General features: G+C 58.7%; 25 protein-coding genes. 18 read left to right on the forward strand and 7 right to left on the reverse strand.

The window, feature by feature from the left end:
- On the reverse strand, positions 1-861 hold the full coding sequence (locus AC781_RS05270) for an NAD(+)/NADH kinase (RefSeq protein WP_071133292.1): 861 nt from the start codon (positions 859-861) through the stop codon (positions 1-3).
- A 243-nt stretch (positions 862-1104) separates the two neighbouring features.
- Between AC781_RS05270 and rplX the strand changes: the two genes are divergently transcribed.
- The 12 genes from rplX (at position 1105) to AC781_RS13980 (ending at position 9679) form a co-directional block, all read left to right on the forward strand.
- Positions 1105-1329: a 50S ribosomal protein L24 gene (gene rplX, locus AC781_RS13665; RefSeq protein WP_067774607.1), complete on the forward strand. Its 225-nt coding sequence runs from the start codon at positions 1105-1107 to the stop codon at positions 1327-1329.
- Between the two features lie 73 nt (positions 1330-1402).
- The gene (gene rplE / locus AC781_RS05280; RefSeq protein WP_067774610.1) at positions 1403-1984 is read left to right on the forward strand and encodes a 50S ribosomal protein L5; all 582 of its coding nucleotides are present in this window, start codon (positions 1403-1405) and stop codon (positions 1982-1984) included.
- A gap of 15 nt (positions 1985-1999) precedes the next feature.
- Positions 2000-2401 (forward strand): 30S ribosomal protein S8, encoded by a 402-nt coding sequence (gene rpsH, locus AC781_RS05285; RefSeq protein ID WP_067774613.1) that lies wholly within the window; start codon positions 2000-2002, stop codon positions 2399-2401.
- 20 nt (positions 2402-2421) lie between these two features.
- Complete coding sequence (gene rplF, locus AC781_RS05290; RefSeq protein WP_067774616.1) at positions 2422-2961, forward strand: 50S ribosomal protein L6; 540 nt, start codon at positions 2422-2424, stop codon at positions 2959-2961.
- Positions 2962-2994: 33 nt separating this feature from the next.
- A complete protein-coding gene (rplR, locus tag AC781_RS05295; RefSeq protein WP_067774619.1) occupies positions 2995-3345 on the forward strand; it encodes a 50S ribosomal protein L18 in 351 nt (116 codons plus the stop codon).
- Positions 3346-3362: 17 nt separating this feature from the next.
- Entirely contained in the window at positions 3363-4034 is a 672-nt protein-coding gene (gene rpsE, locus AC781_RS05300; RefSeq protein ID WP_083076601.1) for a 30S ribosomal protein S5, read from the forward strand.
- Positions 4035-4062: 28 nt separating this feature from the next.
- Positions 4063-4518, forward strand: coding sequence for a 50S ribosomal protein L15 (gene rplO / locus AC781_RS05305; RefSeq protein ID WP_083076617.1), 456 nt, complete (start codon positions 4063-4065; stop codon positions 4516-4518).
- 165 nt (positions 4519-4683) lie between these two features.
- Complete coding sequence (gene secY / locus AC781_RS05310) at positions 4684-6162, forward strand: preprotein translocase subunit SecY (RefSeq protein ID WP_067774625.1); 1479 nt, start codon at positions 4684-4686, stop codon at positions 6160-6162.
- Between the two features lie 34 nt (positions 6163-6196).
- Positions 6197-6847 carry an adenylate kinase family protein gene (locus tag AC781_RS05315; protein WP_067774628.1) on the forward strand — a complete coding sequence of 217 codons (651 nt, stop codon included), beginning with the start codon at positions 6197-6199 and terminating at the stop codon, positions 6845-6847.
- An 11-nt stretch (positions 6848-6858) separates the two neighbouring features.
- The gene (map, locus tag AC781_RS05320) at positions 6859-7656 is read left to right on the forward strand and encodes a type I methionyl aminopeptidase (protein WP_067774631.1); all 798 of its coding nucleotides are present in this window, start codon (positions 6859-6861) and stop codon (positions 7654-7656) included.
- Between the two features lie 140 nt (positions 7657-7796).
- Positions 7797-9530: an SLC5/6 family protein gene (locus AC781_RS05325; RefSeq protein WP_083076604.1), complete on the forward strand. Its 1734-nt coding sequence runs from the start codon at positions 7797-7799 to the stop codon at positions 9528-9530.
- Positions 9527-9679 (forward strand): hypothetical protein, encoded by a 153-nt coding sequence (locus AC781_RS13980; protein WP_172801768.1) that lies wholly within the window; start codon positions 9527-9529, stop codon positions 9677-9679. The genes AC781_RS05325 and AC781_RS13980 overlap by 4 nt, the downstream gene beginning before the upstream one ends.
- A 31-nt stretch (positions 9680-9710) precedes the next feature.
- Here the strand turns inward: AC781_RS13980 and AC781_RS05330 are convergent, their stop codons facing one another.
- Together AC781_RS05330 and ykgO are read right to left on the reverse strand one after the other, a co-directional pair.
- Positions 9711-10844: a homoserine O-acetyltransferase family protein gene (locus AC781_RS05330; protein ID WP_067774637.1), complete on the reverse strand. Its 1134-nt coding sequence runs from the start codon at positions 10842-10844 to the stop codon at positions 9711-9713.
- Between the two features lie 75 nt (positions 10845-10919).
- On the reverse strand, positions 10920-11084 hold the full coding sequence (gene ykgO, locus AC781_RS05335) for a type B 50S ribosomal protein L36 (protein WP_067774640.1): 165 nt from the start codon (positions 11082-11084) through the stop codon (positions 10920-10922).
- Positions 11085-11238: 154 nt separating this feature from the next.
- On the opposite strand from ykgO, the gene AC781_RS05340 reads away from it, so the two are divergent.
- Entirely contained in the window at positions 11239-11697 is a 459-nt protein-coding gene (locus tag AC781_RS05340; RefSeq protein WP_067774643.1) for a hypothetical protein, read from the forward strand.
- Positions 11698-11720: 23 nt separating this feature from the next.
- Here the strand turns inward: AC781_RS05340 and AC781_RS05345 are convergent, their stop codons facing one another.
- Together AC781_RS05345 and AC781_RS05350 are read right to left on the reverse strand one after the other, a co-directional pair.
- Positions 11721-12689 (reverse strand): glycosyltransferase, encoded by a 969-nt coding sequence (locus AC781_RS05345; RefSeq protein ID WP_067774646.1) that lies wholly within the window; start codon positions 12687-12689, stop codon positions 11721-11723.
- 38 nt (positions 12690-12727) lie between these two features.
- Positions 12728-13807: a glycosyltransferase gene (locus AC781_RS05350; protein ID WP_067774649.1), complete on the reverse strand. Its 1080-nt coding sequence runs from the start codon at positions 13805-13807 to the stop codon at positions 12728-12730.
- Between the two features lie 100 nt (positions 13808-13907).
- Between AC781_RS05350 and AC781_RS05355 the strand changes: the two genes are divergently transcribed.
- The 5 genes from AC781_RS05355 to AC781_RS05375 all read left to right on the forward strand — a co-directional run bounded on the left by AC781_RS05355 (position 13908) and on the right by AC781_RS05375 (position 21498).
- Complete coding sequence (locus AC781_RS05355) at positions 13908-15881, forward strand: O-antigen ligase family protein (protein WP_176712499.1); 1974 nt, start codon at positions 13908-13910, stop codon at positions 15879-15881.
- 59 nt (positions 15882-15940) lie between these two features.
- Positions 15941-17398 (forward strand): hypothetical protein, encoded by a 1458-nt coding sequence (locus AC781_RS05360; protein WP_067774655.1) that lies wholly within the window; start codon positions 15941-15943, stop codon positions 17396-17398.
- On the forward strand, positions 17385-18029 hold the full coding sequence (locus AC781_RS05365; RefSeq protein ID WP_245741071.1) for a ribonuclease HII: 645 nt from the start codon (positions 17385-17387) through the stop codon (positions 18027-18029). Before AC781_RS05360 ends, AC781_RS05365 begins: the two co-directional genes overlap by 14 nt.
- Positions 18022-18420 (forward strand): YraN family protein, encoded by a 399-nt coding sequence (locus AC781_RS05370; protein WP_071133288.1) that lies wholly within the window; start codon positions 18022-18024, stop codon positions 18418-18420. The genes AC781_RS05365 and AC781_RS05370 overlap by 8 nt, the downstream gene beginning before the upstream one ends.
- Positions 18421-18642: 222 nt before the next feature.
- Entirely contained in the window at positions 18643-21498 is a 2856-nt protein-coding gene (locus AC781_RS05375) for a type IA DNA topoisomerase (protein ID WP_067774659.1), read from the forward strand.
- Between the two features lie 87 nt (positions 21499-21585).
- Here the strand turns inward: AC781_RS05375 and AC781_RS05380 are convergent, their stop codons facing one another.
- Both AC781_RS05380 and AC781_RS05385 read right to left on the reverse strand, forming a co-directional pair.
- On the reverse strand, positions 21586-23295 hold the full coding sequence (locus AC781_RS05380) for a beta-N-acetylhexosaminidase (protein WP_067774662.1): 1710 nt from the start codon (positions 23293-23295) through the stop codon (positions 21586-21588).
- A gap of 16 nt (positions 23296-23311) precedes the next feature.
- The gene (locus tag AC781_RS05385; RefSeq protein ID WP_067774665.1) at positions 23312-25063 is read right to left on the reverse strand and encodes a beta-N-acetylhexosaminidase; all 1752 of its coding nucleotides are present in this window, start codon (positions 25061-25063) and stop codon (positions 23312-23314) included.
- Between the last annotated feature and the right edge of the window lie 149 nt (positions 25064-25212).

Here is a 25212-nt window from a genome sequence, read left to right on the forward strand (position 1 = left end):
TTAGGGGAGTTCGTAACCCTGCCAGCGCAATTTGGCGCGGAGAAGGGAGGCGAAGTTGCTTCCCGGCATTTGGAAGAGGCGGAGTTTTTGCGGAGCCTTGCGAATTTCGAGCGATTCTTCGAGGCCGATGCTGTGAGTGGTGCGGCCGTCGAGTGAGAAGATCATGCTGTCTGCTCTGCCTCTGCGTTCGCGGGGGCGCAGGGTGATGGTGACGCTATCCGGCAGGATGACGGCGCGGTTGGTGAGGCTGTGCGGGCAGATGGGGGTGACGCTGAAGACTTCGGAGCCGGGCCAGATGAGGGGGCCTCCGGCAGAGAGGGAGTAGGCGGTGGAGCCGGAGGGTGTGGCGACGAGGACCCCGTCCGCATGGTAGCGGTTGAGGAGGGTGCCGTCTACTTCTGCATCGAGATCGACCATTTTACCGGTTTGTGCGCGGAGCAGGGCGAGTTCGTTGAGGGCAAGCAGTGTGTCCCGGCGTTCTTCGGTTTTTCGATTGTAGGCGGTGACGGCGAGCATGGTGCGTTCTTCGACGATGTAGGTGCCTTCGCAAAGGCTTTCGACGAAGGCGGGGATGTTCGCCACGGCGCAGGAGGTGAGGAAGCCGAGTCGGCCAAGGTTGATACCGGCGAGCAGGACCCCGTGCCGGGCTGCAGCCGCTGCCGCCGAGAGCATGGTGCCGTCACCTCCAAGGCAGAGGATGATGTCGAGGTGGCCGAGATTGGCATGCCGGAGGTCGTCCGGTTCGAGGATGCTGGTTTCGCATCCTTTCCTGGCGAGGGTCTGGAGGACGGTTGCTTTGGTGCCGAGGGCCTGAGCCTGCCGGCTGGGAGCGAGGAGGCCGACTCTACAGGTGGCGTTCATGGGATCAAGTATAGTGATTTCACGAGTCATGACAATGATAATTGCCGCTTTTTGCGGGTTTCCTCTTGATGAGGCATGGCGGATCATGGTGAAGATGTGCTTGGTTCGGCTGTCGCCGGGCTGCGAAAAAATGTTCAAATTTAATGAATGGTCTTGACGAGGAAGCTCGCCGAGTGTATATTCTGCGCCCCTGCCACAGGTGTGGCTGGGGTTTATCAACGCACAAGCGAAGAAATACAGTCTATGAAAACCCACGTGAAAAAAGGTGATACTGTGCAAGTTATCGCCGGTTCGCATAAGGGCAAGCGTGGCGCTGTTCTCTCCGTGAATGCAGCTAAAGGTACTGTTATCGTCGAAGGCGCCCGCGTCATCAAGAAGGCGACTCGCCCGAGCGAACAGGATCCGGAAGGCGGCATCAAGGAGCTGGACGGCCCAATTCATATTTCCAATGTGAAGAAAGTGAGCTAAGGCACAGCCTTGGTTCCGCGCTTAAGCCAATCCATTCGTAATCACCTCAAAGAGCTGACCCGCTATTATAACAATGAGTACACCAACGTTACAGACATACTACCGCGAGAAGGTCGTTCCGGCCCTCCAAGCGAAGCATCAGTATGAAAACGTGCACCAGGTTCCCCGTCTCGAGAAGATCGTGGTGACGTCGTGCATGGGCAAGCATCCCGACCGCAAGCAGGCGGTTGAAGACGCTGTCGCCGAAATCGCCAAAATTACCGGCCAAAAGCCGGCTATGACCTACGCTCGCAAGAGTGTTGCCAACTTCAAACTGCGCGAGGGCGAAGTCCTCGGTGCCCGCGTGACGCTGCGCGGACAACGCATGTGGGAATTCCTCGACCGCTTCATCAATGTGACGTCGCCGAACATTCGCGACTTCCGCGGTCTTCCCTCCAAGTCGTTCGACGGCCATGGTAACTACGCCGTAGGTATCTCCGACCAGTCCATTTTCCCGGAAATTGAATTGGATCAAATCAAACGCCAAATCGGCTTCGACCTGATTTTCGTGACGACCGCCAAGACGGACGACGAAGGTCGCGACTTGCTGGCTGAGCTCGGTATTCCGTTCCGTGCCACCAAGAAGGCTGATGAAACTCAAACCGCCAACGCATAACCATTATTCAAGATTATGGCAGTATTAAGTGATCCTATCGCCGATTTCCTGACCCGCGTGAAGAACGCAGGTATCGCACGCAACGCAGAGTTTACCGCTCCCTATTCCCGTATCAAGGCCGAACTTGCCCGTATTCTCGAGCAGGAAGGCTATATCTGGGGATATGAAGTGATCGGTGAAGGCGTCCAGAAGGCTATCAAGGTGAAGACGAAGTTCTCCGCCGAAGGCAAATCCATCGTGACCGATGTGAAGCGCTGCTCCAAGCCGGGCCGCCGTCAGTATGTCCACTCCAGCGAAATTCCGGTCGTGATGAACGGCCTCGGCATTTCGATCGTTTCGACCTCCGCCGGTCTGATGACAGGCGCGCAGGCCCGCAAGCAGCAGATCGGCGGCGAACTTGTCGCCCTCGTCTGGTAATCCTCAACAGAACGAAGAATATGTCACGAGTTGGTAAAAAATCCATCACGGTTCCCGCTGGCGTCACAGTCAGCAGCAAGGACTCCGTCGTTCTCGTCGAAGGTCCGAAGGGTAAGCTCCAGTGGGCGCTTCCCGAAGGTATCACCGTTTCCGTTGAAGGTTCGGAACTCAGCGTCAACCGCGCTGACGATTCCCGCAAGCTTCGCGCCCTGCACGGTACGAACCGTTCGCTGATCAATAACATGATCGTCGGCGTTTCCCAAGGTTTCGTCAAGGAGCTTGAAATCATCGGCGTCGGTTTCCGCGCCGCTGTCAAGGGCAAGATCCTCGATCTGAGCCTCGGCAAGTCGCACCCGATCAACCAACCGATTCCGGATGGTTTGACAATCACCGTCACCGACAATACGAAGGTGAAGGTTGAAGGTATCGACAAGCAGATGGTCGGACAGTTTGCCGCCGAAGTGCGCGGTTACTATCCGCCCGAACCCTACAAGGGCAAGGGTGTCCGCTATGTTGGTGAAAACGTTCGCCGCAAGGAAGGCAAGAGCGTTGGTAAGTAATTCATGAATCCTTAGCATATTTGATATAAGTATATGAGTACGATCAATCGCAAAGCTATCCGCAACCGCGTTCACCGCCGTATCCGCAAGAAGCTGTCCGGTACAGCCGTGCGTCCTCGCCTTGCCGTTCACTTCTCCAATCAGCATGTTTATGCCCAGGTGATCGACGATACGAAGGGTGTGACGCTTTGCTGCGCCTCGACGCTCGACGCTGACGCCAAGCAGGCCAACTGTGCTTCCGCCGCCAAGGTGGGCATTCTGATGGCCGAACGCGCTCTCGCCGCCGGTATCACTGAAGTCGTGTTCGACCGCGGTGGTTTCCTCTATCACGGGAAGGTCAAGGCTCTGGCCGATGCCGCCCGCGAAGCTGGTTTGAAATTCTAAACGAGAAAGATCATCGAATGAACAACGAAGAACAAACGGCTCCGGCCGAAAGTGTTGCAACTCCCGCTGCCGCTCCGAATAACGGTGAGCGCGGTGGTTTCCGCCAGGGCGGTTTCCGCCAAGGTGGTTTCCGCCAGGGTGGAAATCGCGGTCCTCGTGGTCCTCGTCGCGAAGGCGGTCGCCGCGGTGCCGAAGCTCCCGTGGAAGACGGTCCTCAGCTCCTGGAAAAGGTTGTGTTTGTCAACCGCTGCGCCAAGGTGGTGAAGGGCGGTCGCCGCTTCTCCTTCTCTGCGCTCGTCGTTTCCGGCGATCAGGAAGGCAAGGTCGGTTTCGGTTTCGGGAAGGCTAATGAAGTTTCCGACGCTATCCGCAAGGGTACGGAAGCTGCCAAGCGCAATCTCAAGCCCGTGGCCGTCGTGAACAGCACGATTCCTCACGAAGTTTACGCCGAATTCGGCGGTGGCAAGATTCTCCTGAAGCCTGCCGCTCCCGGTACCGGTCTTATCGCCGGCAATACTGTCCGTGCCGTGCTGGAAGCAGCTGGCGTGCGCGACATCGTTGCCAAGTCCCTCGGATCTTCCAACCACGCCAATGTGGTGAAGGCTACGCTTACCGCCCTTACTTCGCTGAGGACGGCTGACCAAGTCCTCTCCGCCCGTGGTAAGAAGAAGAAGGATTCCGCCATTTAATCATCCAACGTATTTTTGACGAATCATGTTGACACTTCATACTCTCAAGCCCAATCCCGGTGCCAAGCACCGCAAGAAGCGCCTTGGCAACGGAGAAAGCTCCGGCCTCGGCAAGACCTGCGGCAAGGGCAACAAGGGCCAGAAGGCTCGCTCCGGCGGTTCGATCCGCCCCGGCTTTGAAGGCGGCCAGATGCCCCTGCATCGCCGTCTTCCGAAGAAGGGCTTCAGCAACACGCGTTTCCAGGACACAATTGCCGTGGTGAACGTTTGCCAGCTCGAAGCTTTCTTTGAAGCAGGTGCGACCATTGATGAAAACTCGCTCCGCGCCCGCGGTCTTGTCCAGGGTGCATGCGATGCAGTCAAGCTTCTGGGACAAGGTGTTGTCACCAAGAGCTTCACGGTGACCGTGGATTTTGCCAGTGCTTCCGCACGCGACAAGATTACGGCTGCCGGTGGCACGCTCACCGTTTTGAGCGAAGCCTGATCAGGTTACCGACGAACCGGGTGGCGCAGCGCCGCCCGGTTCGTTCATCAGGTTCTCTTCCCGTCCGCGCCGTCCGAGTGACCCATGCGGCGCCCATGCATACCGGGGGAGGCGAGCCTTTGCGCTGCATGCCCATTTTTCCTCACATCCATCAGACTTAAGACCATGATTTCAGCATTTACCAATATGATGAAGGTGCCGGATCTTCGCCGACGCATTCTGTTCACTCTGGCCATGATTGTGATTGTGCGCCTCGGCGTGCATCTCCCTCTGCCGGGCGTGGACGTACAACAGCTTTCCGACTGGATGGCGAAGAATGACGATGGCGGCGGCATGCTCGGCGGTCTCGGTACGATGCTGACGATTTTCTCCGGCGGCGGTCTGCAGCAGTGCGGTATTTTCGCACTCGGGATCATGCCCTATATTTCCGCTTCCATTATGACCCAGCTTCTCGGCGCCGTGGTGCCAGCGTGGCAGAAGATGCTGCGCGAGGAAGGCGGCCGCCAGAAGATGACGAAGTATACTCGTCTTCTCGCGATTGTCATTGCCATTGTGCAGGGCTACCTTCTCGTCGGTTCTCTGGAGCACCCTGACCGTCTCGGCCTTTCCGGGCTGGGTAATTTGGTCATGTTCCCCGGCTCCCTGTTCACGATTTCGACGGTGTTTATCATTGTGACGGGTACGATGCTGCTGATGTGGATCGGTGACCAGATTACGGAGCGTGGTATCGGTAACGGCGTATCGTTGATCATTGCGGTGAATATCATTCACTCCCTGCCGGGTGCCTTTGCTCTTGCCTGGAAGCGTTTCGTGATGCCAGTGGCGGGTGAAGTGAATCCGACCGGAGCGCTGACTCTGGTGGCCATGATTCTTTTCCTGATTCTTGTGATTGCGATGGTGGTGACGGTGACGCAGGCGCAGCGCCGCATTCCGGTGCAGTACGCCAAGCGCATCGTAGGCAACAAGATGACGCAGGGCGGTACGCAGTACCTTCCTCTGAAGTTGAACTATTCGGGGGTGATGCCCGTGATTTTCGCGACTGCCATTCTTTCGCTGCCGCAGCTGCTGGTGAGCCAGATCTGGCCGAATTCCTGGCTGGATAGTATGATTCGCATCTGGATGGTGCCGACGAGCTTCATGTATTATGTGATTTCGTCGTTGATGATTTTCTTCTTCGCTTACTTCTGGGTCGCGACGATGTTCCAGCCTTCGCAGATTGCAGAAGACTTGAAGCGCAACGGTGGCTATGTGCCCGGCGTGCGCCCCGGCCCTCCCACGGCGGCATTCCTCGACCAGACGATGCAGAGATTGACGTTTGCCGGTGCATTGTTCCTGACGCTGATTTATTTCCTTCCGTACCTGCTTTCCTTGGCAACGAATGTGGAGCCTATCGTTTCGAATTTCTTCGGCGGCACGAGCCTTCTGATTCTTGTGGGGGTTCTGCTTGATATGATGCGCCAGATCGAAACATCGCTTCTGCAGAAGAATTACGACGGTTTCCTCAAGAAGGGCAAGATCCGAGGCAAGTATGCCCACCTGCAAGGAACGGGCGAAGCCGCTTCGAGCAGCACGGTGACGGTTGTCTGGTGCGTGATCGCCGCCCTGATTCTGGCCGCTATTACGGTGTATATGGTTGTGCGCTGACCGGTATTGAGTCCGATTTTATCTTGTTCCTGCTATGAAAACTCTCAAGCGTTTCGTTCTGGTGGGTGGCCCTGCATCCGGAAAGGGTACCCAGGCCCGCTATCTGGCTCAGGCTTTCGGTTTGCATACGTTGAGTACGGGCGCTCTTCTCCGGCAGGAGATTGAGGCTTGCTCGGATCTGGGCAGGCAGGCGCAGAGTTTCATGGATCGTGCGATGCTGGTGCCCGATGAAGTGGTGAACGATATCGTGCGCGGCTGGCTGTCCAATAATGATGAGACCCCGTGGCTGCTGGACGGTTATCCCCGTACGGTGGCTCAGGCGGAGACGCTGGATTCGTTTATGCGCGAGCGCGGTCTCGGTGTGGATGTGGTCGTCTGGCTGGATGTGGCGCGCGAGCTGATCGAAGCGCGTATGCTGAAGCGTAAGGAGTGTACGAAGTGCGGGTTGATTACCCGCGACGGTGAGTCCGTCTGCCCGGATTGCGGGAGTGAGATGCGTGTGCGTGCCGATGACAATTTGGAGGCATTTGCCCGTCGTTGGCAGGATTATGAGTCTCTGACGGTTCCCGTAGCCAATTACTATGCTGCAAAGGGTATGGCTGTTCGCGTGCGTGTAACGGAGGAAGGCGAGCCTGAAGAGGTTTCTCTGCGTATTTCGCAGAAGTTGAAAGAATTTGCCGAATAAGTTTCCGTATCATGTCCGACCGCATTCCGGTACGCAATCCGAATGAAATTGCGAAGTTGCGCAAGGCGGGCGAAGTGGCTGCCCGTATTTTGATGGATTTGATGCCGGAGGTGGTTGCGGGGCGAACGACAAGGGAGATTGATGAGTTTGCCGCCGAGCTGTTCAAGCGCGAGAGGTGCGGCAATGCCTTTTTGGGCTATGGCGGTTTTCCCGGTCAGCTTTGCATTTCGGTGAATGAGGAGGTGATTCACGGTATCGGCGGCGATCGGGTGATCCGGGACGGCGATGTCGTGAGTCTCGACGTGGGTACGATTGTGGATGGCTGGTATGGCGATAATGCCATGACGGTGCCCGTCGGGCAGGTTGATCCCGATACGCTGAAGTTGCTGGCTGTGACGGAGGAATCCTTGTTCCGCGCGATCGCGGAAGCGAAGCAGGGCGGTTCTCTGGCCGATGTGTGCGGAGCCGTGGAAGATTTCGTGAAGCCGTTCGGTTTCGGAATAGTGCGCGATTTCGTGGGACACGGCGTGGGGCGGCATTTGCATGAGGAGCCCAATGTGCCGAATTATCGTCCGAATCACAAGTTGCCGCGTTTGAAGCGCGGTATGGTGCTGGCCATCGAGCCGATGGTGAATGCCGGGACGTTCCGCGTGAAGGTGCTGGATGACAAGTGGACGACGGTGACAGCGGACGGCAAGCCGTCGGCGCACTTCGAGCATACGGTGGCCGTGAGTTCTCATGGCGGCGAGATTTTGACGGAGAGGCCGCGTATTGCATTGCCTGAACAGCTGGGTATCGCTCCGCTGTGAGGCGCCTCCGCAGCGTGTGATGCCGTTGTTGCGAGAGCCGTGCTTTCGAGTGTGAATGCGGGACAGTTTTTGCACTTGTACTCATTGTTCGTTTGTATTACCATGGAACGGTTATTTCAATACAATGTTCCCGGTAGTTCATGAGTGAGTCGACTCCGAAATCTAGAGGTAAGGAGGCAGGGTGGAATTCCCGCCTTGGTATGATTCTCGCTGTGGCGGGAGGTGCAGTCGGTTTCGGCAATTTCCTGAGGTTTCCGGGGTTGGCAGCCCAGTATGGCGGAGGGGCGTTCATGATTGCCTATTTCTGTTCTCTGCTGCTGATGGGGATTCCTCTTGCTTGGGTGGAGTGGGCCGTAGGCCGCAGGGGTGGGGCTTTGGGTGGGCATTCTCCCTCGTCCATTTTCATGCTGGTGACCCGTTCCCGCTGGTGGAAGTATGTGGGTCTTCTGGGGGTCGCGGCTCCGCTGGCGATTTCGTTTTATTATCTGTTTCTGGAGAGCTGGACGCTGGGGTATGCGTGGAAGATGGTGTGCGGCGAGTTTGCCGAGGTGACGGATTTCAAAGGTACCTTCGGCGAGTTTGTCGGCGTGGCGGAGAATGGGGCGGCTTTCGATGTGTCCCGGAGTTCTTTTCTGTGGTGTTTTCTCGTGGCGTTTGTGCTGAATTACTGGCTGATGTATCGCGGTATCGGGAAGGGGATCGAGTGGTTTTGCAAGTGGTCGCTGCCTGTGTTGCTGCTGACTTCGCTGGTGATTATGGTGCGCGTGCTGACTTTGGGGACGCCGGATGCTGCTCATCCGGACCGGAGTGTGGAGCAGGGGCTCGGCTATATGTGGAATCCGAATAAGGTGGTGCTGGAGAGCAGGAATGAGGAGGGGGATTGGAAGATTCTGCAGATGCTGCCGCAGAATGATAGTGCAGTGCTGCAGGTGAAGGAAGCCCAGGTTGCAGCTTCGGGAGGGGCAGAGAGGATTCGCGAGATTACGATCAGCGAGGGGTTGATGAATCCGTCCCTGTGGCTGGCGGCGGCGGGGCAGATTTTCTGGTCTCTTTCCGTGTGTTTCGGTTCGGTGTGTACGTATGCGAGTTATGTGAAGAAGAAGGACGATATCGCTCTGAGTGCGTTGACGGCGAATTCCGCAAATGAGGTGGTGGAAGTGGGGATTGCCGGGATGATGATCGTGCCTGCTGCGGTGGCGTTTCTCGGGGTGGCTGCTGCGGCAGCGTCGTCGACGTTCGGGCTGGGTTTCGAGGTGTTGCCGCAGGTGTTTGCGGAGATGCCCGGCGGGCGGGTGTTCGGTACGCTGTTTTTCGGGTTGCTGTTTTTGGCGGCGGTGACGAGTTCGATTTCACTGATTCAACCGGCGATCGCCTTTTTGGAAGAGTTCTGGCTGTTGCGCCGGAGGCAGTCGATCGTGCTGGTTGGGTTTATGGCGTTTCTGGGTACGCTGGCTGTTTCCTGGTTCAGCAAGGGGCTTGTCGGTCTGGATACGATGGATTTCTGGGTGGGTACGCTGGGGTTGTATATTCTGGCGTTCTGTTTTATTGTGATTTTCTGTTTCAAGATGGGGTTGAAGGAGGGGTACGCGGAGCTGCAGCTGGGGGCGGATATCGATTTGCCTTTCTGGGTGATGTATGTGGCCAAGTGGGTGTCTCCGATGATTCTGCTGGCCATTTTCCTGTCGTGGCTGTATGAGAATGTGTTCGGTACGTCGTGCCCGCAGATCGAGAATTTGTTGAATGGCGAGCCGGGAGCCTATGTGCCGCTCGGTTGGGCATTTTTGGTGCTGGTGTTTATGGGGATGGTGGCGTGGAGTTCGCGCCGGTTCCATTCCAAGGTCAAGAGTCTTCAATCCCGTCTTCCCATATCATGACTGCCGCCGGTTGGATTACGATGCTGTTGTCCGTGGCTTTTGCCTGGACTTTGTTTGTCTGGTGCATTGCCAAGGTTCTCTCGAAGAAGGCGGAGAATCTCGTGTCCAGCAATATGCATACGCCGGATATGGATGAGGAGGACGATTGATTAGTCTCCTTCTTTTGCCTGTCTAGGTTGTTCAGGCGTTGCTTCGCTGCAGGAAGCGGGCGATGGGTTCGGCATAGAGTTCCGGTTCGAGCAGGAAGGAGTCGTGTCCTTTTTCGGAGCGGATGAGGTGGTATTCGGCCGGGATGCCGATGCGCTGTAGTTGGCGGACGTATTCGCGCTGTTCTTCCGGGCGGAAGCAGGCATCGGTGTCGATGGAGAAGACGAGGAAAGGGATGCCTGCTGCACGGCAAGGTTCGAGGGCCTGTTCCAGCGTGGCGGTTCCGGTGATGGTGCGGAGGTCGTAGTTGATCCACATGTCGGCGATGCGTATGTAGGAGTTCGCATCGAAGCGGTTGGCGAATTTGGTGCCTTGGTGGAGCATGTAGCTCTGGGTGTTGCGCGTGGGGGTGTACCACGTGAGCATGTTTTTGCGGTCGCCGGTGCTTTCGCGTGCGCGTTCGGCAAGCCCTTCCTGATAGACGAAGGCTTTGTGTCCGATGATGCGGGCAAAGGCGAGTCCCTGCCGCGGCGGATTGTCGAGCGGGTAGCGGCCTGCGAGGTAGAGGGGGTCCAGTTCGATGGCGAGTATTTGCTCGAAGACGCTCAACTGGTGGTCCATGGAGGGTTGGTAGCCCGAGCCGATGGTGATGAAGCTGTGGACGCGCGAGGGGAAGAGCGCCGTGAAGGCAAGGCCGATGAGTCCGCCGACGGAGGGGCCGACGAGGTGGAGGCGTTCGATGCCGAAGTGGTCGAGGAGGGCGGCTTGCGCCCGTGCCTGGTCTCCGGCGGCGATGAGGGGGAAGCGGCTGCCCCACGGCGTGCCGTCCGGGTGGGTGCTGCAGGGACCGGAGGAGCCGTAGCAGCTGCCGAGGAGGTTGGCGCAGATGATGAAGTAGCGGTCGGTGTCGAGGGGGCGTCCGGGGCCGATCATGGCGTTCCACCAGCCTTCGTGGTTTTCTTCCTGCCAGAGGGGCGCTACTTCGGGGATGGAGGGGTTGTATCCGTGGGCATGCTGGCTACCGGTGAGCGCATGGAAGAGGAGGACGGCGTTGCTGCGGTCCGCACGGAGTGTGCCGTAGGTTTCATAGGCGAGTACGGCCGCAGGGACGGTTTCTCCGCAGTCGAGTGCGAGTTCGCCAAGTGGGAAGAAGCGCGTGGTTTCCATGTGATGCGGATACGAAAAAGAGACCGGATGCGAGTTCGCTCCGGCCTCCCAGAAGATTGTGTGTTCCGGCGCGGTTTACTTGACGCCTTTTTTGCTCAGACGGGTGCCGGTGGTTGCGCCCTGGCGAGCCTTGAACTTCGGGTTGCTCTTGCAGATGACGTAGAGCGTGCCTTTGCGCTTCACGATCTGGCAGTCTGCGTGGCGGCGCTTCATGGAGGCGAGTGAGGAAAGAACTTTCATTGTATGATTCTATGGTTGAAGATTTGCGTCGGGGCGATGATTCTACGGGTTTTCTCCCGTTTGTAAAGTCAAATTTTGCATTTTTGTGTTTTTGGCGGGTTTGGTCGTTTGTTTGTGTTTGACGTCGGGTTGGCTGCCGGATATTCTGAAAGGGATGAATTCGATTTGTTTTGCGGGTGTGCTGGCGTTGTGCTGCGGGTGTGTTTTCGGCGATACGGCGCCTGTGCCGGTGGCGGATGGCGGGAAGATTGTTTTTCACGAGTTTCCCAAGAGCGGTGGAGGGACAGTGGCGTCCGTTTTGAGCGATAGCGACGATTATGGGGTGATGCTGTTGAATGATGCTTCGGCGGAAGGGGATCCCAAGATGGTGATTGTGGTGGCAAGGAGGTATCCGGCGGAGGTGTACCGCGTGGTTTCTGTGGATGAGTTGGAGGCGGTGCTGCGGAAGTTTCCGGCAGGAGCGCAGTTTTACAGGTATGACCGTTGTCTGGTTCCGGCAGGGTACGGTTTGCTGGAGGATGCGTGGGAGGAGATTGAAGGAGTGATGCGCAAGTGCGGGCATCGGCTTGACGATGGCGGTAAGTCGCGCATTGTGTGTACGTGTTCCGATTGATGCGGCAGCTGCGGCTCAGGTTGTCAGTAGGGGCGGAGATGGCCGTAGTAGCCGTTGTGCAGTCCGCGGAAGAGGGCGTATGTTTTGCGCCATGAGCAGTCGCCCGCGGTGAGCATGCCGTGGAGGGCGAGGCAGATGTAGGCTCCGCAGGCAAGGAGTCTTTTGACGGGGTTTTTCGGTGTTTTGAGGCGCTGGAGCCATGCCCAGTTCCGGACTTTGTAGTAGAAGCGGGATGCGTCGAGTCCCGGTTCGTAGAAGAAGGCGCGGTTGCCGATGCGGCAATGCATGAGTTCGGAGGGCGGCGTGGGGTGGTCGAGCAGGGAGTGCCGGACGGTGACGAAGGTGTAGCCTGCATGGCGGGCTTTCCACGGGTATTCTTCGTCTTCGCCGCGGATGAAGAGTTCGGGGGTGGGTACGCCGATTTCTTCCCAGAGGCGGCGGGGGTAGAGGGCTCCGAGCCATCCGCCGCGGCTGGGGATGGCGGGGGTGTCGGGCAGGTCGGCGCGGAGTGCGATGTTTTGCCAGTCGTAGGGGGCTGCGGAGGGTTCCCGTGCGGTGAGTGGCCAGCTGAGTTCGTCGTGCCGGGATGGGTCGACGACGAGGCTCATGCGGATGATGGGTTTGTCGGTTCCGGGTGCGGTGTCTTCGATGGCGAGGAGTTGCGCCAGTGTGTCGGGGCGGGGCCAGGAGTCGTCGTCGAGTATCCAGACGTAGCCGATTTCCGGGTGGGAGAAGGCTTCGTTCATGGCGGCGGCGCATCCGCCTGCATTGCCCATGTTGGTGTGGAGCTGGACGATGGAGAGTGTGCCGGGCGGGAAGTTTTCTTCGGCGTAGGTTTGGAAGAGGCCGAGAGCCGGGTCGTCCGGTGTGCTGTTGTTGGCGATGACGATGCGCGTGGGCCGGACGGTCTGTTCCTTGAGGCGGCGCAGGCAGTTCAGAGAGATTTCAGCTCGCGAGTAGTGCGAGAAGATGGCGCAGATGCGGTCTGCCATGGGCTGATTATGAGGTGGGAGCCGAGAAAGGGCAAGCGTTATTTGTTTTTTTGCATGGCACGGACGGTTTGGGCTGCAATTTCGTCCCATGTTTTGAGTTGCAGCGGTGCGGTCAGTTGCGGGCGGGCGTAGGTTTCGTCAAGTTTGGCAAGGAAGGCGGCGTGGTCGCTGTTGGGGAAGAGGCAGTCGGCGGGGATGTTTTCGCGAATGGGCGGGATGTCGGATGCCAAGCAGGGGAGGCCCGCCATGAGGCTTTCTATGGGGGGCATGCCATAGCCTTCGTAGGCGGAGAAGTAGATGGAGAGGCGGCATTCCGTGGTCATGATGCGTGTGAGTTCGTCGCGGTGGATACGGCCGTGGCGTATCCATTGTGCAGAGGATACGGCGGGCGCCATGTTGTCCGGAAGGGTGCCGATGAGGTGGACGCGGGTGTGCGGATGTTCGGCTAGCCAGGGTGTGAGCCATCGGATGGCCTGGGCGGTGAGTTTGTGCGGGTAGGGCGAGGCGTAGAGGAGGAGGTCGGAGCCTTGCGAGAGGGTTGGCGGCGCGGCAGGCGTGTCGAAGCCGATGCCGATGACTTCGGTGCGGGCTGCCGGGATGTGGGCGGCGAAGCGTTCCCTGTTGAATTGCGATGAGGTGAGGATGAGGTCGGCCTTGGCGAGGGCTCGGAGGCCGAGGGTGCGGAAGTAGCGGAGTTCGAACGGGGGGAAGGGGGTGTGCTGCCGTTGTTCGGGAGGGAGTTGTTCGTAGTGTTCCCAGATGATGTCGTGGACGTAGCAGGCGAGGCGGGTGTTGTCGCAGGGGAAGCAGTAGGGAGGGAAGCCTTTCGGCAGGAGTGCCCAGTCGGGCCGGATGGCGCGGATGGCTTTGACGAGGCCGAACTGATCCCAGAGGAGGCGTTTCCAGCCGCCCGGGACGGGTGTGTGCATGCGGTGGAGTTTGACGTGGGATGGTACGCCGGCGAAGGTTTCGGCGCATTCGTCGTTGCCGAGGATGTGGAGTTCTTCGATGCCCGGAGTGTGTATGAGGGCGCGGGCCAGTCCGAGCGATACGTTGAAGATGCCTACCGATTTGGTGGCCTTGAAGCTTTGGTCAGAGAGAGAGACGAGCAGTCGCATGCGCGGAGGTGTTTTCTCATGGTTTGCTTCGCCGGTCAAGCGTAATTGCTCTTGTGCTTTGGTCGGGGTTCTGGTAGGCTGCCTGCAATCTCAGTCTGTTATGGGTGTTTCCGACGGTTTTCGCATTTCCGAGTCAGGGTATGGGCGGCTGGCTGCCTTGCTGTTGTGGGTGGTATGGGTGTGTTGCATGGCGACGCATGGAGCGCAGGCGTACAGTTCCGGTTTGTCGTGTGTGCTGCTGTGTTTGCCGGTGCTGGTGATTGTTGTGGCGTTGCTGCGCGGAGGGAGGCTGGTGCGCGTGCCTGCGGCGATGTGGTTTTTCCTGGTGGCGGGAGGTGGGTATTTTTTGGTGCGCTGCGCGATGAGTTATAATGTGTACGATGCGTGGAACGAGGCGGCGCATGTGCTGGCGGCGATGGTGTTTTATCTGGCCGGTTTTTTGTATGCTCCGTCGAAGGACGGGAAGGGGCGGCTTTTGGTGGCGGTGGGGGCAGCGGTGCTGCTGCAGGTGGGGGCGATGGCGGTTGTGGGTATGGGCGAGGTGCCGTCTCCGGTCGGGAGGCCGCTGTTTTCCCTGGAAGGGACGATGAATGCGGCGCACAGTTTGTTTGGCTACAAGAATTTTACGGCGGCGTTTCTGGTGGTTTGCGGTGTGTTTTCTCTGACGTATGCGTTGGTGGAGGGAGGGCGGAGGTCGCTGGGGTGGTGGGCTGTGGCGGGGGTTGCGTTTACGGCGTCGTTTTTCTGTTCGTCACGTGCGCCGTGGATGCTGGTGCCGCTGGCTGTGGCTGTGGCGTGTTGTTTCTGGCTGCTGGCTCGGGTGTTTGCCGGGAGGAGCGCTGTGGCGGCGGGGGTGTGCCTGGCGGTTCTGGTGTTGGCCGGGACGGTGGGGTTGAGCGTTCTGCTGGCGCAGGATGGCGGGGCGGATCGTTTGGCGCATTGGCTGGATTCGCATGATCGGCTGTATTTGTCGAGTCTGGCGCTGGATGCCGGGGAGCGTGCGCCGTGGTTCGGCAATGGGGCGAGGTCGTTTGTGTGGGAGGCGCTGCCGATGTCGTGGACAAAGTATGCGCCGAATTATGCGCACAATGAGTATTTGCAGATGTTCGCGGATTACGGTCTGGCGGGGTGCGTGCTGTTGCTGGCAGCTTTGGTGGTTCATGTGTGGATGGGGCTGCAGCGGCTGGGGTGCGAGGAAGGGCGGCGGCCCGCGCTGGTGGCGGCGGCGATGGCCGGGTTCGCCATGATGGCTTTGTATGCGGGGCTTGATTTCGTGTGGCATTCGATGGGGCTGCTGGCGGTAGCGGCTTTTTGTGCGGGGGTGATGGCTGCGCCGTGCAAGCCGCCTCTTCGGGCGGAGTCGAAGGCGGGTCGCGGCGTGCTGTTGGGGGTGGGAGCCGCCGTGTTGGCCGGGCTGGTTTTTTTGAGCGTGCAGTTGTTTCCCACGTGGTGCCGCCAGTGGGGGTATTCGGAGCTGGTGGACGCTCGTGTTTCGGTGCAGTCCCGAGCTGCGGCGTTGTCGAGCGTGGTGGCCGGGTATAAGGATCCGCTGTTGGTGAATGAGTATGTGCGGCTGCTGGCGGAGGCATCGCCTTCGGTTTCGACATGGGAAGCAGGGGTTCGCCGATTGGATGAGTCGCTGGCTTTCAATCCGAAGTATCTTTACAATGCGGTGATGAAGGCGGATTTGCTGGATCGCCTGGGCAGGTTTCGCGAGGCGGAGTCCGTGCACCGCCGCCTGCATGTGCCGGGAGGGATGGTTCACAACGGGATTTATCCGTGGAGGCCTGTGTATGCGCTTCATTTGGCGGATTGGGGGATGTCTCTGGTGAAGTCGGATCCGAATGCGGCGCTTTCCCTGTTGCAGTCGGCCCTTCCGCTGATGAACGGGATGGTGGATGGGTGGGCTCCGGCGCAGAGCCAGCTTCGCATGACGCCAGCCGAGGAACGGAGGGCGCGCGAGATGCTGCAGACGACGATTTGGTATTTGAAGACGGCGGGCGCGGTGCCGGATGGGGCATGGAAGGCTTCGATGGCTCCCGGCGAGCAGGGTGCGCTGTACCAGCGGCGGTGAGGGGGGGAGGGTATGGAATGAGGGGTTGATTTGCCGTTTGTTTGTGGTATTCTGTTGCCATGTTGATGCGTTTTGCCGGTTTGCTGTGTTGCGGCGTCTGTGCGGTGCAGGCGCAGGAGCCCGGTGCGCCTGCTGTGCCGGATGCTTTGCCCGTGGTTGAGGGTGCTCCGGCAGATGCCCGGCCTGTTGCGGCAGAGGGGGGTGCGGAGAAGTCGAAGGAGGCCCGCGTTATTTCGAGTTCGCGCCAGTTTGTGGTGATCGCGCAGGATGCTCTTGTGGCGGGTGCGCTGGCGATGAAGGCGGAGGAGATGCGTTCGACTTTGCAGAAGATGCTCGGGATCGGGAAGGATTGGAAGCATACGATTACGATTCGCCTGCAGGGCAATTCGAGCGATCCGTCCGCACCGAATCCGATCCGGACCCGTATCAATATTATTGCCGGCGAGCCGAATTATCAAATTCGGGTGTATATCGGCGGCGGGGTGGATGTGGATAAGCTTTGTTCGTCGATCATTACGATGCTGCTTTATGAGCGGACGCTGAGGAATGTGAGTATCGAGGCGTTTCCGGGGCAGGTGGAGCTGCCGGAGTGGCTGGTCGTTGGTGTGGAGCAAGCGGTGCAGTGGCATGCGGGGAAGGTGGATCGTTCGGTGTATCAGGCGTTGTTTGCGAGGTCGGAGATGCTTTCCCTCGAGCAGATTCTGGCGGAGAAGAATCCTGCCCGGCTGGATGCTGTTTCCCGGATGGTGTACGATTCTTCCTGCGGCGTGCTGATGCTGTGCCTGTTGAACCAGAAGGGCGGCAAGGAGGCTTTGGTGCATTTGCTCGATCAGGCGGTGCTGGGGGAAGGTTCGCCCGAGGAGTTGATCAAGCGCAATTTCCATGCGTTGAATCTGACGGAGAATTCCCTGCACAAGTGGTGGGCTCTCCAGCTGGCGATGATGGCGACTCCGACGGCGACGGAGTGTCTGACTCCGCTGGAGACGGAGAAGCGTTTTGCCGAGGCTTTGATGCTGGTGCGGACGGATCCCGCGACGCGGGTTCCGGTGCCGGTGAGTTTTGATAATATTCAGGAGGTGGTGAAGATTCCGGATTACAGGGAGCAGCTTTCGCGCAATCTGGATCAGATGGTGCATTTGAGCGTGCGGTGTTTTCCTGCCTACCGCCAGATTATTATTCGTTATTGCCAGTTGATGATGCAGGTGCAGAAGGGGCTTTCGACCAAGGAGGCCGTGCAGGAGCTGGGGCCTCTGATCGAGTACCGCGAGGCTTTCGTTTCGGCTTCGACTCGCGCCCGGGATTATCTCGACTGGCTGGAGATTACATATCTCGGCGGGAAGTCGGGGACGTTTTCTTCCTATATGAGTACGATGGATTTGCTGAGGAAGGGCAAGGAGGAGACGCCGACGAAGATGTCGCGTTATCTGGACGATATCGAGGCTTTGCATTTGCTTCCCGCCGATGCGCCTACGCCGCCTTCCATCCGCAGTCTTCTTTCCCGAGATGAACAGAAATGACAGGATGAAGCAGGGGCCTTCGATGGAGGAAGAGGAGTCGGCACGCCGTGCGGGGTGCCGTATGGTGGCCGGGGTGGATGAAGCCGGGCGCGGTCCGCTGGCCGGGCCTGTGGTGGCGGCGGCCGTGGTGCTGCCGAAGGGGTATGTGCCGGATGGGTTGAACGATTCGAAGCAGTTGACGGAACGGAAGCGCGAGAAGCTGTTCGATGCTTTGATGCAGGATGATTCCGTGTTGAAGGGGATTGCCTGTGCGAGTGTGGAGGAGATTGATGCGTTGAATATTCTGCGGGCAACGCATCTGGCGATGGCCCGTGCCGTGGAGGCTTTGCCCGTGGCTGCGGATTTCTGTCTTGTGGACGGTTTGCCCGTGAAGGGGTTGTCCGTGCCGCACAGGGCGATTGTGAAGGGGGATGCCAAGTGCCTTTCGATCGCTGCGGCGAGTGTTCTTGCCAAGGTGTTCCGCGATCGGCTGATGGCGGAGCTCGACCGGGAGTTTCCCGTTTACGGGTTTGCCAGGCACAAGGGGTACGGGACGAAGGTTCATCTCGACGCGATTCATCGGTATGGGATTACGGTTCATCATCGCCGCTCGTTTGGGCCTGTTGCACAGATGGCGCTGCCGTTTGTGTGATCGCCGGGGAGATCGGAGGTCGACGGCCTGGATCGGCCGTTTCGGCGAGTTGCTGGCGGCTTCGTGGTTGCGCAGCCGCGGGGTGAAGGTGCTGCGGGCGAATTTCAGGATGGGCGGGAGCGGGGAGGTGGATCTGGTTTGCCGGGAGGGGGATGTGCTGTTGTTTGTGGAGGTGAAGGCCCGTACGCGGACGGATTACGGGCCTCCTGCCCGGGCTGTGGATGCGGCGAAGAGGAAGCTGCTCCGGGAGGGTGCGCGCCACTGGCTGTTTTTTCTGGAGGATGAGGTGCCTTTCAGGTTCGATATCGTGGAGGTTGTGCTGCAGGATGGGTCTGTGCCGGAGATTTCGCGGGTTGAGGGGGCGTTTGAGATGAGGCAGGAGGGTGGATGAGGCGTTTCGGCGCCGAAGTTGCGGAGAGGTTTTTTGGTGAGGCTGCGAAGAATTGACCTTTCCGGAGGTTCCGAATTGATGGAATTCTCCTGATTTCCCCTTTTTTCGACAGTTCCCGCATTTGTTTCTTGACAAATTAGGGTGCCGGATGGTTAAGAAGGGGAGGCGGAATGCAATCTGCATCCGTCGATCTTCCGTTTTATCTCGTATTTTCCCACATTCATGTCCAAAACTCTTGTCATTGCCGAAAAGCCCAGTGTTGCCACAGATCTCGCCCGCGTTTTAGGGAAGAAGCTGGGCAAGTTCACGAAGGATTCTTCTTCGGCGTTCTATTATAATGATGAGGTGGTGATTACATCCGCCGTGGGTCATTTGCTGGAGCAGATGAAGCCGCAGACTGCCGACGGCAAGTCGTTGCCGTGGAAGTTCGATTGCCTTCCGGTGATTCCGGACCAGTTCAAGCTGGAGCCGATCAAGAAGTCCGCCGACCGTCTGCGCAAGGTGATGAGTCTGGCGAAGGATAAGGAGGTGACGCTGATCGTGAATGCATGCGACGCCGGGCGCGAGGGTGAGCTGATTTTCCGCAATATGGTGCGGTACGGGAAGTGGAAGAAGCCGATGAAGAGGCTTTGGATGCAGTCGATGACGGATGATGCGATTCTGCAGGCATGGGCGCGGTTGCGGACGGATGAGGATATGCTGGATTTGGCGGATGCGGCGGTGTGCCGTTCGGAGTCCGACTGGCTGGTGGGTCTGAATAGTACGCGGGCGTTGACGGTGCTGCAGTCCCATGGCGGCGGGTTCAATATTACGCCGACGGGGCGTGTGCAGACGCCGACGCTGGCGATTCTCGCCCAGCGGGAGAAGGAGATTCAGGATTTTGTGGCGGAGCCGTATTCCGAGGTGCATGCGGTGTTTGGCGCCAAGGCCGGGGAGTATGGTGCGAAGTGGTTCGATACGGAGTGGAAGAAGGATGAGAAGAAGCCGCACAGCCGTGCGGAGCGTATCTGGGATCCTGCTGCTGCTGCGGCGATTGTGGAGCGTTGCACGGGCAAGCCGGGGGTGACGAGCGAGCAGAAGAAGCCGGTGTCTTTGCCTGCGCCGCTGCTGTTCGATTTGACGTCGCTGCAGAGGGAGGCCTCGAACCGTTTCGGTTTTTCGGCGCGCCGGACGTTGCAGATCGCCCAGGAGTGTTATGAGAAGCATAAGGTGCTGACGTATCCTCGTACGGATTCCAAGTTCCTGCCGGACGATTATCTGGGGCTGGCCCAGTCTACGGTGCAGTCGATCGCGGAGAATGACGAGGAGATGAAGCCTTTTGCGGAAGGTATTCTGCAGGCGAAGGGGATCAGGAAGACGAAGCGCGTGTTCGACGGTTCGAAGGTGAGCGATCACTTTGCCATTATTCCGACGGGACGGTTCGTTTCCCTGACGGGGGATGCGGCAAAGATTTTCAGGCTGGTGGTGCAGAGGTTTCTCGGCGTGTTCATGCCGAATGCAGAGTATGAGGATACGGAGCGCAGGACGACGATTGCGCACGGCGACGGTTCGTCCGATTGTTTCCTGTCCCGTGGCCGCGTGCTGAAGTCGGCGGGTTGGAAGGCTTTGTACGGTAATGCCGGGAAGGGCAAGGAGGAGCTGGCCGAGGTGGTGCAGGGAGAGTCGGTGCAGACGCTTTCTCTTGAGGTGGTGCAGGATGAGACGCGCCCGCCCGCAAGGTTCAATGAAGCGACGCTTCTTTCCGCGATGGAAGGTGCCGGGAAGCTGGTGGAGGATGAGGAGCTGAGCGCGGCGATGAAGGAGCGTGGCCTCGGTACGCCTGCGACGCGCGCTTCGATTATCGAAGGCCTGATCAGCCAGGAGTACGTGGTGCGCGAGGGGAAGGATCTGATGGCGACGCGCCGGGGTATGGAGCTGATCGAGCTGCTCGGCAAAGTGGGGCTCCGTACGCTGTCGTCCCCCGAGATGACGGGCGAGTGGGAATACCGCCTGAAGCAGATGGAGCAGGGCGCGCTGAAGCGCGATGTGTTCATGAAGGATATCAAGCATTATACGGTGGAGATGGTGGCCCGTGTGAAGGATTTCATGGAGAAGATGCACGAGGTGGAGCTGGAGGATGTGGATGCGAAGTGCCCGGAATGCGGCGAGCAGGGGTTGCGCCATACGCACGATTCCGTTTCCTGCCGCAGCTGCAAGTTCCGCGTGCGCAAGGTGGTTTCCGGCAGGACGCTGACGGACGAGGAGATTCTGGAGCTGATTACGAAGGGGAAGACGGGTATTCTCGGCGGTTTCCGTTCGCGTTTCGGCAAGCCGTTCGATGCGGGGCTGCAGTTGAATGAGAAGTTCCGCGTGGAGTTCTATTTCCCGGATCGGGAGGAGGATGCGCCGGATACGCATGCGGGTGAGAGCCGCGGGATGGTGCCGGTGAAGGGGATGGAGGATCACGAGCTGATGGAGTCCGAGAAGTTCTGGCGGGTTTCCGGTCTCGTGCTGGGGAAGGATAAGAAGGATTTGTCGATTTCCCGTACGATTCTGAGCTGCGAGATTCCGGTGGAGCAGGTGAAGAAGATTCTGGCGGATGGGAAGTCGGATTTGATGAAGGGTTTTGTGTCCCAGAGGACGAAGAGGCCCTTCGATGCGTTTCTCGTGCTGGATTTCAAGACGGGGAAGGTGGGTTTCGAGTTCCCGCCCCGCGAGGAGAAGCCGAAGAAAGGGGGCAAGGAGGATGCCGCGAAGAAGTTTACGAAGGCGGATGCTTCGAAGGAGGATCTTTCCAAGGCTCGCCGCCACGGCGCGGTGAAGGTGAAGCGCAAGGGCGAGATGGATTTGTTCGAGACGGATAATGCCTGGCATGTGCCGGAGCTGAAGATCGGCAGGTCGGCCAAGGGGCTGGCGATCGCGCACCAGATGTGCGGCTACGATTTGACGGTGAAGGATGTGGCGAAGTTGCTCGAGAAGGGCAAGACGGATTTGATCAAGGGGTTTTTCTCGCAGAAGTCGAAGAAGAATTTCGATGCCTATTTGGTGCTGGATTTCAAGACGGGCCGTGTGTCGTACGATTTCCCTCCCCGGGAATGATGGCCGCCGGACGATGTTTTTTCCGAAAGAAGAGGCGGTACGTTGTGCAACGTACCGCCTTTTTCAGAGAGTGGGGAAGAGGGATGGTTATTTGATTTCGTCCTTGGCATAGCGGATGCCTTTGGCATCCATGATGGCGCGGAAGTTTTCCATGCGTTTGAGGAATCCGGCGTAGTTTTTGCGTTCTTTCTGAGTCCAGCCCGTTTCGGCGTGGGCGATGACGCGGGGGTACATCTGGTAGTCGAGCCTGTCACGGTCGGGTACCCATTCCGTCCACATCTGGCAGCCTATGCCGAGGAGTTTGCCGGGCATGTCCGGTGCCATTCCCTTGAAGGCGGGTTCGAAGCTGTAGGCTTTGGAGAGTGGCGTGCGTTTGTAGTCGAAGTCGAGGTAGGTGTAGTCGGTGACGGAGTTGACGATGTTGTAGCCGTCTTTCAGGGCTTGAATGGCAATGGACGGTTTGCCGTACCAGTAGTGGACGACGGAGGAGGTGTCTATTTTGCCCCGGGTGTCGGCGGTGCCTCCGCCGTCGCCGTGGTTGTCGTGGCCGAGGATTTCGTTCCAGCCCATGAGGCGGCGGCCTTTTTGCCGGAGCAGTTCGGCGATGCGCTGGGTGAAGTACATCTGGACTTCGGCATACTGGGTGTAGCCCTTTTCCTTCATGAATTTTTCGATGGCGGGTTCGCCTTTCCAGCAGGTGTTGAAGCGTACTTCGTCGCCGCCGATGTGGATGATGGGGGAGGGGAAGAGGGTGATGACTTCGTCCAGGACGTCCGAGACGAATTCGTATACCCGTTCATTGGTGGGGTCGAGGGCGACGTCCTGCGCGAAGGTGACGGGTACTTCCGTGGGTTGTTTGAGGGTGAGCTTGAGTTCCGGGTAGGAGGCGCATGCGGCGGCGGCATGGCCGGGGACGTCGATTTCGGGGATGATGGTGATGCCGCGGTCTGCGGCGTAGGCGACGATGTCCCTGATCTGGTCCTGGGTGTAGTGGCCTTCATGGGGTTTGCCCGCATATTTGCCGCTGCGCCATGTGCCGATTTCGGTGTCGCGACGTTTGCCGCCGACGCTGGTGAGTTTCGGGTATTTTTTGATTTCGATGCGCCAGCCTCCGTGGTCGGTGAGGTGCCAGTGGAGGATGTTCATTTTGAGGAGGGCCATAGTGTCGATGATGCGTTTGACGGCATCTGCTCCATAGAAGTGCCGGGCTTCATCGAGCATGAAGGCTCGCCATGCGAAGCGCGGGTAGTCGGTGATGGTGAAGGGGGCGTCCGCCAGTTTCCATTCGGTTGCATTCTTGTCCGCCTTGGGGTCGAAGAAGGCGGGCGGGAGCATTTGGGCGATGGTCTGGAAGGCGGGGTAGATTGCTTTCGGCGATGCGACGGAGATGCGTAGCATGAGGTCGGCGGCGGCATATTTCGTGTCGACGGCGATGCGGTAGGCTTCGTCGCCGTGCTGTTTCCGGAGTTCCTCATCGGGCTGGATGTCGATGAGCGTGCCTGCCGGTTGAGAGTCGCGGAACCTCCATCCGAGGGGAAGAGCGGGTTTGCCCATGCCTTCGGCAAGGAACCGGGCGGCTTGTGTGGCGGCCTTGACGTAGGGGGAGGAGGTGCCGGTGATGATGCTTCGGTTGCCGGTGGCAACCCGGATTTCGGGCTGCCTGTCCATGTAGATCGGTTCTCCGTCCTTGTCGACGGAGATTTCAGCCGGGCGGGGGATGACCTGTTCCTGCGCCCATGTGAGGGGCGGCAGGAATGCGAGTGTGGCGAGGATGGTGGCGGAGGTGTGGAATTTCATGTGTCGGACTGGGTGCTTATTTGATTTTCGAGTGGTCGAATTTGACGTCCATGGCATCGAGGATGCGGGTGTAGTTGCGGACGCGTTTCAGGAAGTCGTCGTAGTTTTTGCGTTCCTTGGCTGTCCATGCCGTTTCCGCCAGAGCGATGATGCGGGGGTACATTTGCCTGTATAGCTCGTCGGTGTCGGGTATCCATTCCGTCCAGGTGTGGCAGGCCATGCCGAGGACTCGTTTCTGCTGTTCCGGTGTGAGGCCGGGCAAGGCGGGGTCGAAGCTGTACGATTTCCGGAGGTCGGGCTTGGAGAATTTGGTCATGTAGGTGTACTGCCATTCGGAGTTGACGATGTCGTGCCCCTTTTTGGCTGCTTCGATGACGGGTTCCCGTTTGCCGTACCAGTAGTTGATGACGGTGTTCGGCGCGAGGGTGCCGGTGGTGGTGCCTCCGCCGTCGCCGTGGATGTCGTGGCCGAGGATTTCATTCCATCCCATCATGCGTCGGCCTTTCCGGGAGAGGATCTGCGACATGCGGTTGGTGAAGTAGGTCTGGACGTCGTTGAGGGATTTGAGTCCCTTCTTTTTCATGAACGCTTCGATGGCGGGTTCACCCTGCCAGCAGTCCTTGTGGCGCACTTCGTCGCCTCCGAGGTGGATGATGGGGGAGGGGAAGAGGGTGATGATTTCGTCCAGAATGTCGGAGAGGACTTCGTACACCTTTTCATTGGTGGGGTCGAGGGCGATGTTCTGGGTGAAGGTGGCGGGTACTTCGGAAGGCTGCTTGAGGGTGAGTTTGAGTTCCGGGTAGGAGGCGCAGAGGGCGGCGGAGTGGCCGGGTACATCGATTTCGGGGATGATGGTGATACCACGTTCGGCTGCATAGGCGACGATGTCCCTGATCTGGTCCTGGGTGTAGTAGCCTTCGTGCGGTTTGCCGGAGTATTTGCCGCTGCCCCATTTTTCGATTTCGGTGTCGCGGCGTTTGCTGCCGATGCTGGTGAGTTTCGGGTATTTTTTGATTTCGATGCGCCAGCCGCCGTCGTCGGAGAGGTGCCAGTGAAGGACGTTCATTTTGAGAAGGGCCATCTGGTCGATGATTTTTTTGACGGCATCGACTCCGTAGAAGTAGCGGGCTTCGTCGAGCATGAAGGAGCGCCACGCATAGCGGGGGTAGTCGGTGACGGTGAAGGGGGCATCCGCCAGTTTCCATTCGGTTTTGGCCTTGTCCGCTTTCGGATCGAAGAAGGCGGGCGGGAGCATCTGGGCGATGGTCTGAATGGCCGGGATGATGGCTTTCGGCGAGGCGATCTTGACGTTGAGAATGAATTGTTCCTTGTCCGGGTTGATTTTGACGAATGAGGTTTGCAGTGCGTATGCTTCCGGTCCGTGCTGCTGCAAGAGTCGTTTGTCTACGGAGAAGATGATACGGTCACGGAAGGCGTATGTGGCTTCCGATTTCTTCAAGGCGGCCTGTATGTTGAGGCCGTTGACAGATGCGGGAAGTTTCAGCCCCGTACCCTGGCGGAGGTAGCTGATGGCATAGGCCGCTTCTTTGCCGGGTTCGGTTTGTTTACCGTTGGTTCCGGACGTTGCGAGGTCTTCCGAGACGACGATTTCTGTTTGCGGGTCGAGGATGAGGGCTTTCCCTTCTTTTTCAATGGAGATTTCCGCCGGGCGGGGGATGACCTGTTCCTGCGCATGCAGGGAGGAGGGGGCGAGACATGCCGCGGCTGCGGCTGAGAGGGTGAGGCGCGTGATGGAGGAGGTGATCATGTGGATGTGGCGTGTTTGATAATACGTCGGTTCCGGTAGCGTTCTTTCACTGTTTTACTGTTGTGCGTTTCTGGCAATATGATTGCGCCGCGCGTGCGGGCACGTTGCGCAATCCTTGTTTTCAAGAGGTTCTGTTTGCCGTTTTTCTG

It is taken from the genome of Neoakkermansia glycaniphila (assembly GCF_001683795.1).
Classification (GTDB): domain Bacteria; phylum Verrucomicrobiota; class Verrucomicrobiia; order Verrucomicrobiales; family Akkermansiaceae; genus Akkermansia; species Akkermansia glycaniphila.

What these genes read in the sequence shown, in the direction of transcription:
- AC781_RS05345 (WP_067774646.1), bottom strand. Translation starts at nt 12,689, where the DNA reads ATGGCAGACCGCATCTGCGCCATCTTCTCGCACTACTCGCGAGCTGAA.
- secY (WP_067774625.1), top strand. Translation starts at nt 4,684, where the DNA reads ATGATTTCAGCATTTACCAATATGATGAAGGTGCCGGATCTTCGCCGA.
- AC781_RS05375 (WP_067774659.1), top strand. Translation starts at nt 18,643, where the DNA reads ATGTCCAAAACTCTTGTCATTGCCGAAAAGCCCAGTGTTGCCACAGAT.
- AC781_RS05325 (WP_083076604.1), top strand. Translation starts at nt 7,797, where the DNA reads ATGAGTGAGTCGACTCCGAAATCTAGAGGTAAGGAGGCAGGGTGGAAT.
- AC781_RS05270 (WP_071133292.1), bottom strand. Translation starts at nt 861, where the DNA reads ATGAACGCCACCTGTAGAGTCGGCCTCCTCGCTCCCAGCCGGCAGGCT.
- AC781_RS05380 (WP_067774662.1), bottom strand. Translation starts at nt 23,295, where the DNA reads ATGAAATTCCACACCTCCGCCACCATCCTCGCCACACTCGCATTCCTG.
- rplF (WP_067774616.1), top strand. Translation starts at nt 2,422, where the DNA reads ATGTCACGAGTTGGTAAAAAATCCATCACGGTTCCCGCTGGCGTCACA.
- AC781_RS05350 (WP_067774649.1), bottom strand. Translation starts at nt 13,807, where the DNA reads ATGCGACTGCTCGTCTCTCTCTCTGACCAAAGCTTCAAGGCCACCAAA.
- rpsE (WP_083076601.1), top strand. Translation starts at nt 3,363, where the DNA reads ATGAACAACGAAGAACAAACGGCTCCGGCCGAAAGTGTTGCAACTCCC.
- AC781_RS13980 (WP_172801768.1), top strand. Translation starts at nt 9,527, where the DNA reads ATGACTGCCGCCGGTTGGATTACGATGCTGTTGTCCGTGGCTTTTGCC.
- rplX (WP_067774607.1), top strand. Translation starts at nt 1,105, where the DNA reads ATGAAAACCCACGTGAAAAAAGGTGATACTGTGCAAGTTATCGCCGGT.
- AC781_RS05340 (WP_067774643.1), top strand. Translation starts at nt 11,239, where the DNA reads ATGAATTCGATTTGTTTTGCGGGTGTGCTGGCGTTGTGCTGCGGGTGT.
- AC781_RS05315 (WP_067774628.1), top strand. Translation starts at nt 6,197, where the DNA reads ATGAAAACTCTCAAGCGTTTCGTTCTGGTGGGTGGCCCTGCATCCGGA.
- AC781_RS05360 (WP_067774655.1), top strand. Translation starts at nt 15,941, where the DNA reads ATGTTGATGCGTTTTGCCGGTTTGCTGTGTTGCGGCGTCTGTGCGGTG.
- AC781_RS05385 (WP_067774665.1), bottom strand. Translation starts at nt 25,063, where the DNA reads ATGATCACCTCCTCCATCACGCGCCTCACCCTCTCAGCCGCAGCCGCG.
- rplE (WP_067774610.1), top strand. Translation starts at nt 1,403, where the DNA reads ATGAGTACACCAACGTTACAGACATACTACCGCGAGAAGGTCGTTCCG.
- rpsH (WP_067774613.1), top strand. Translation starts at nt 2,000, where the DNA reads ATGGCAGTATTAAGTGATCCTATCGCCGATTTCCTGACCCGCGTGAAG.
- rplR (WP_067774619.1), top strand. Translation starts at nt 2,995, where the DNA reads ATGAGTACGATCAATCGCAAAGCTATCCGCAACCGCGTTCACCGCCGT.
- AC781_RS05330 (WP_067774637.1), bottom strand. Translation starts at nt 10,844, where the DNA reads ATGGAAACCACGCGCTTCTTCCCACTTGGCGAACTCGCACTCGACTGC.
- ykgO (WP_067774640.1), bottom strand. Translation starts at nt 11,084, where the DNA reads ATGAAAGTTCTTTCCTCACTCGCCTCCATGAAGCGCCGCCACGCAGAC.
- map (WP_067774631.1), top strand. Translation starts at nt 6,859, where the DNA reads ATGTCCGACCGCATTCCGGTACGCAATCCGAATGAAATTGCGAAGTTG.
- AC781_RS05365 (WP_245741071.1), top strand. Translation starts at nt 17,385, where the DNA reads ATGAACAGAAATGACAGGATGAAGCAGGGGCCTTCGATGGAGGAAGAG.
- AC781_RS05355 (WP_176712499.1), top strand. Translation starts at nt 13,908, where the DNA reads ATGGGTGTTTCCGACGGTTTTCGCATTTCCGAGTCAGGGTATGGGCGG.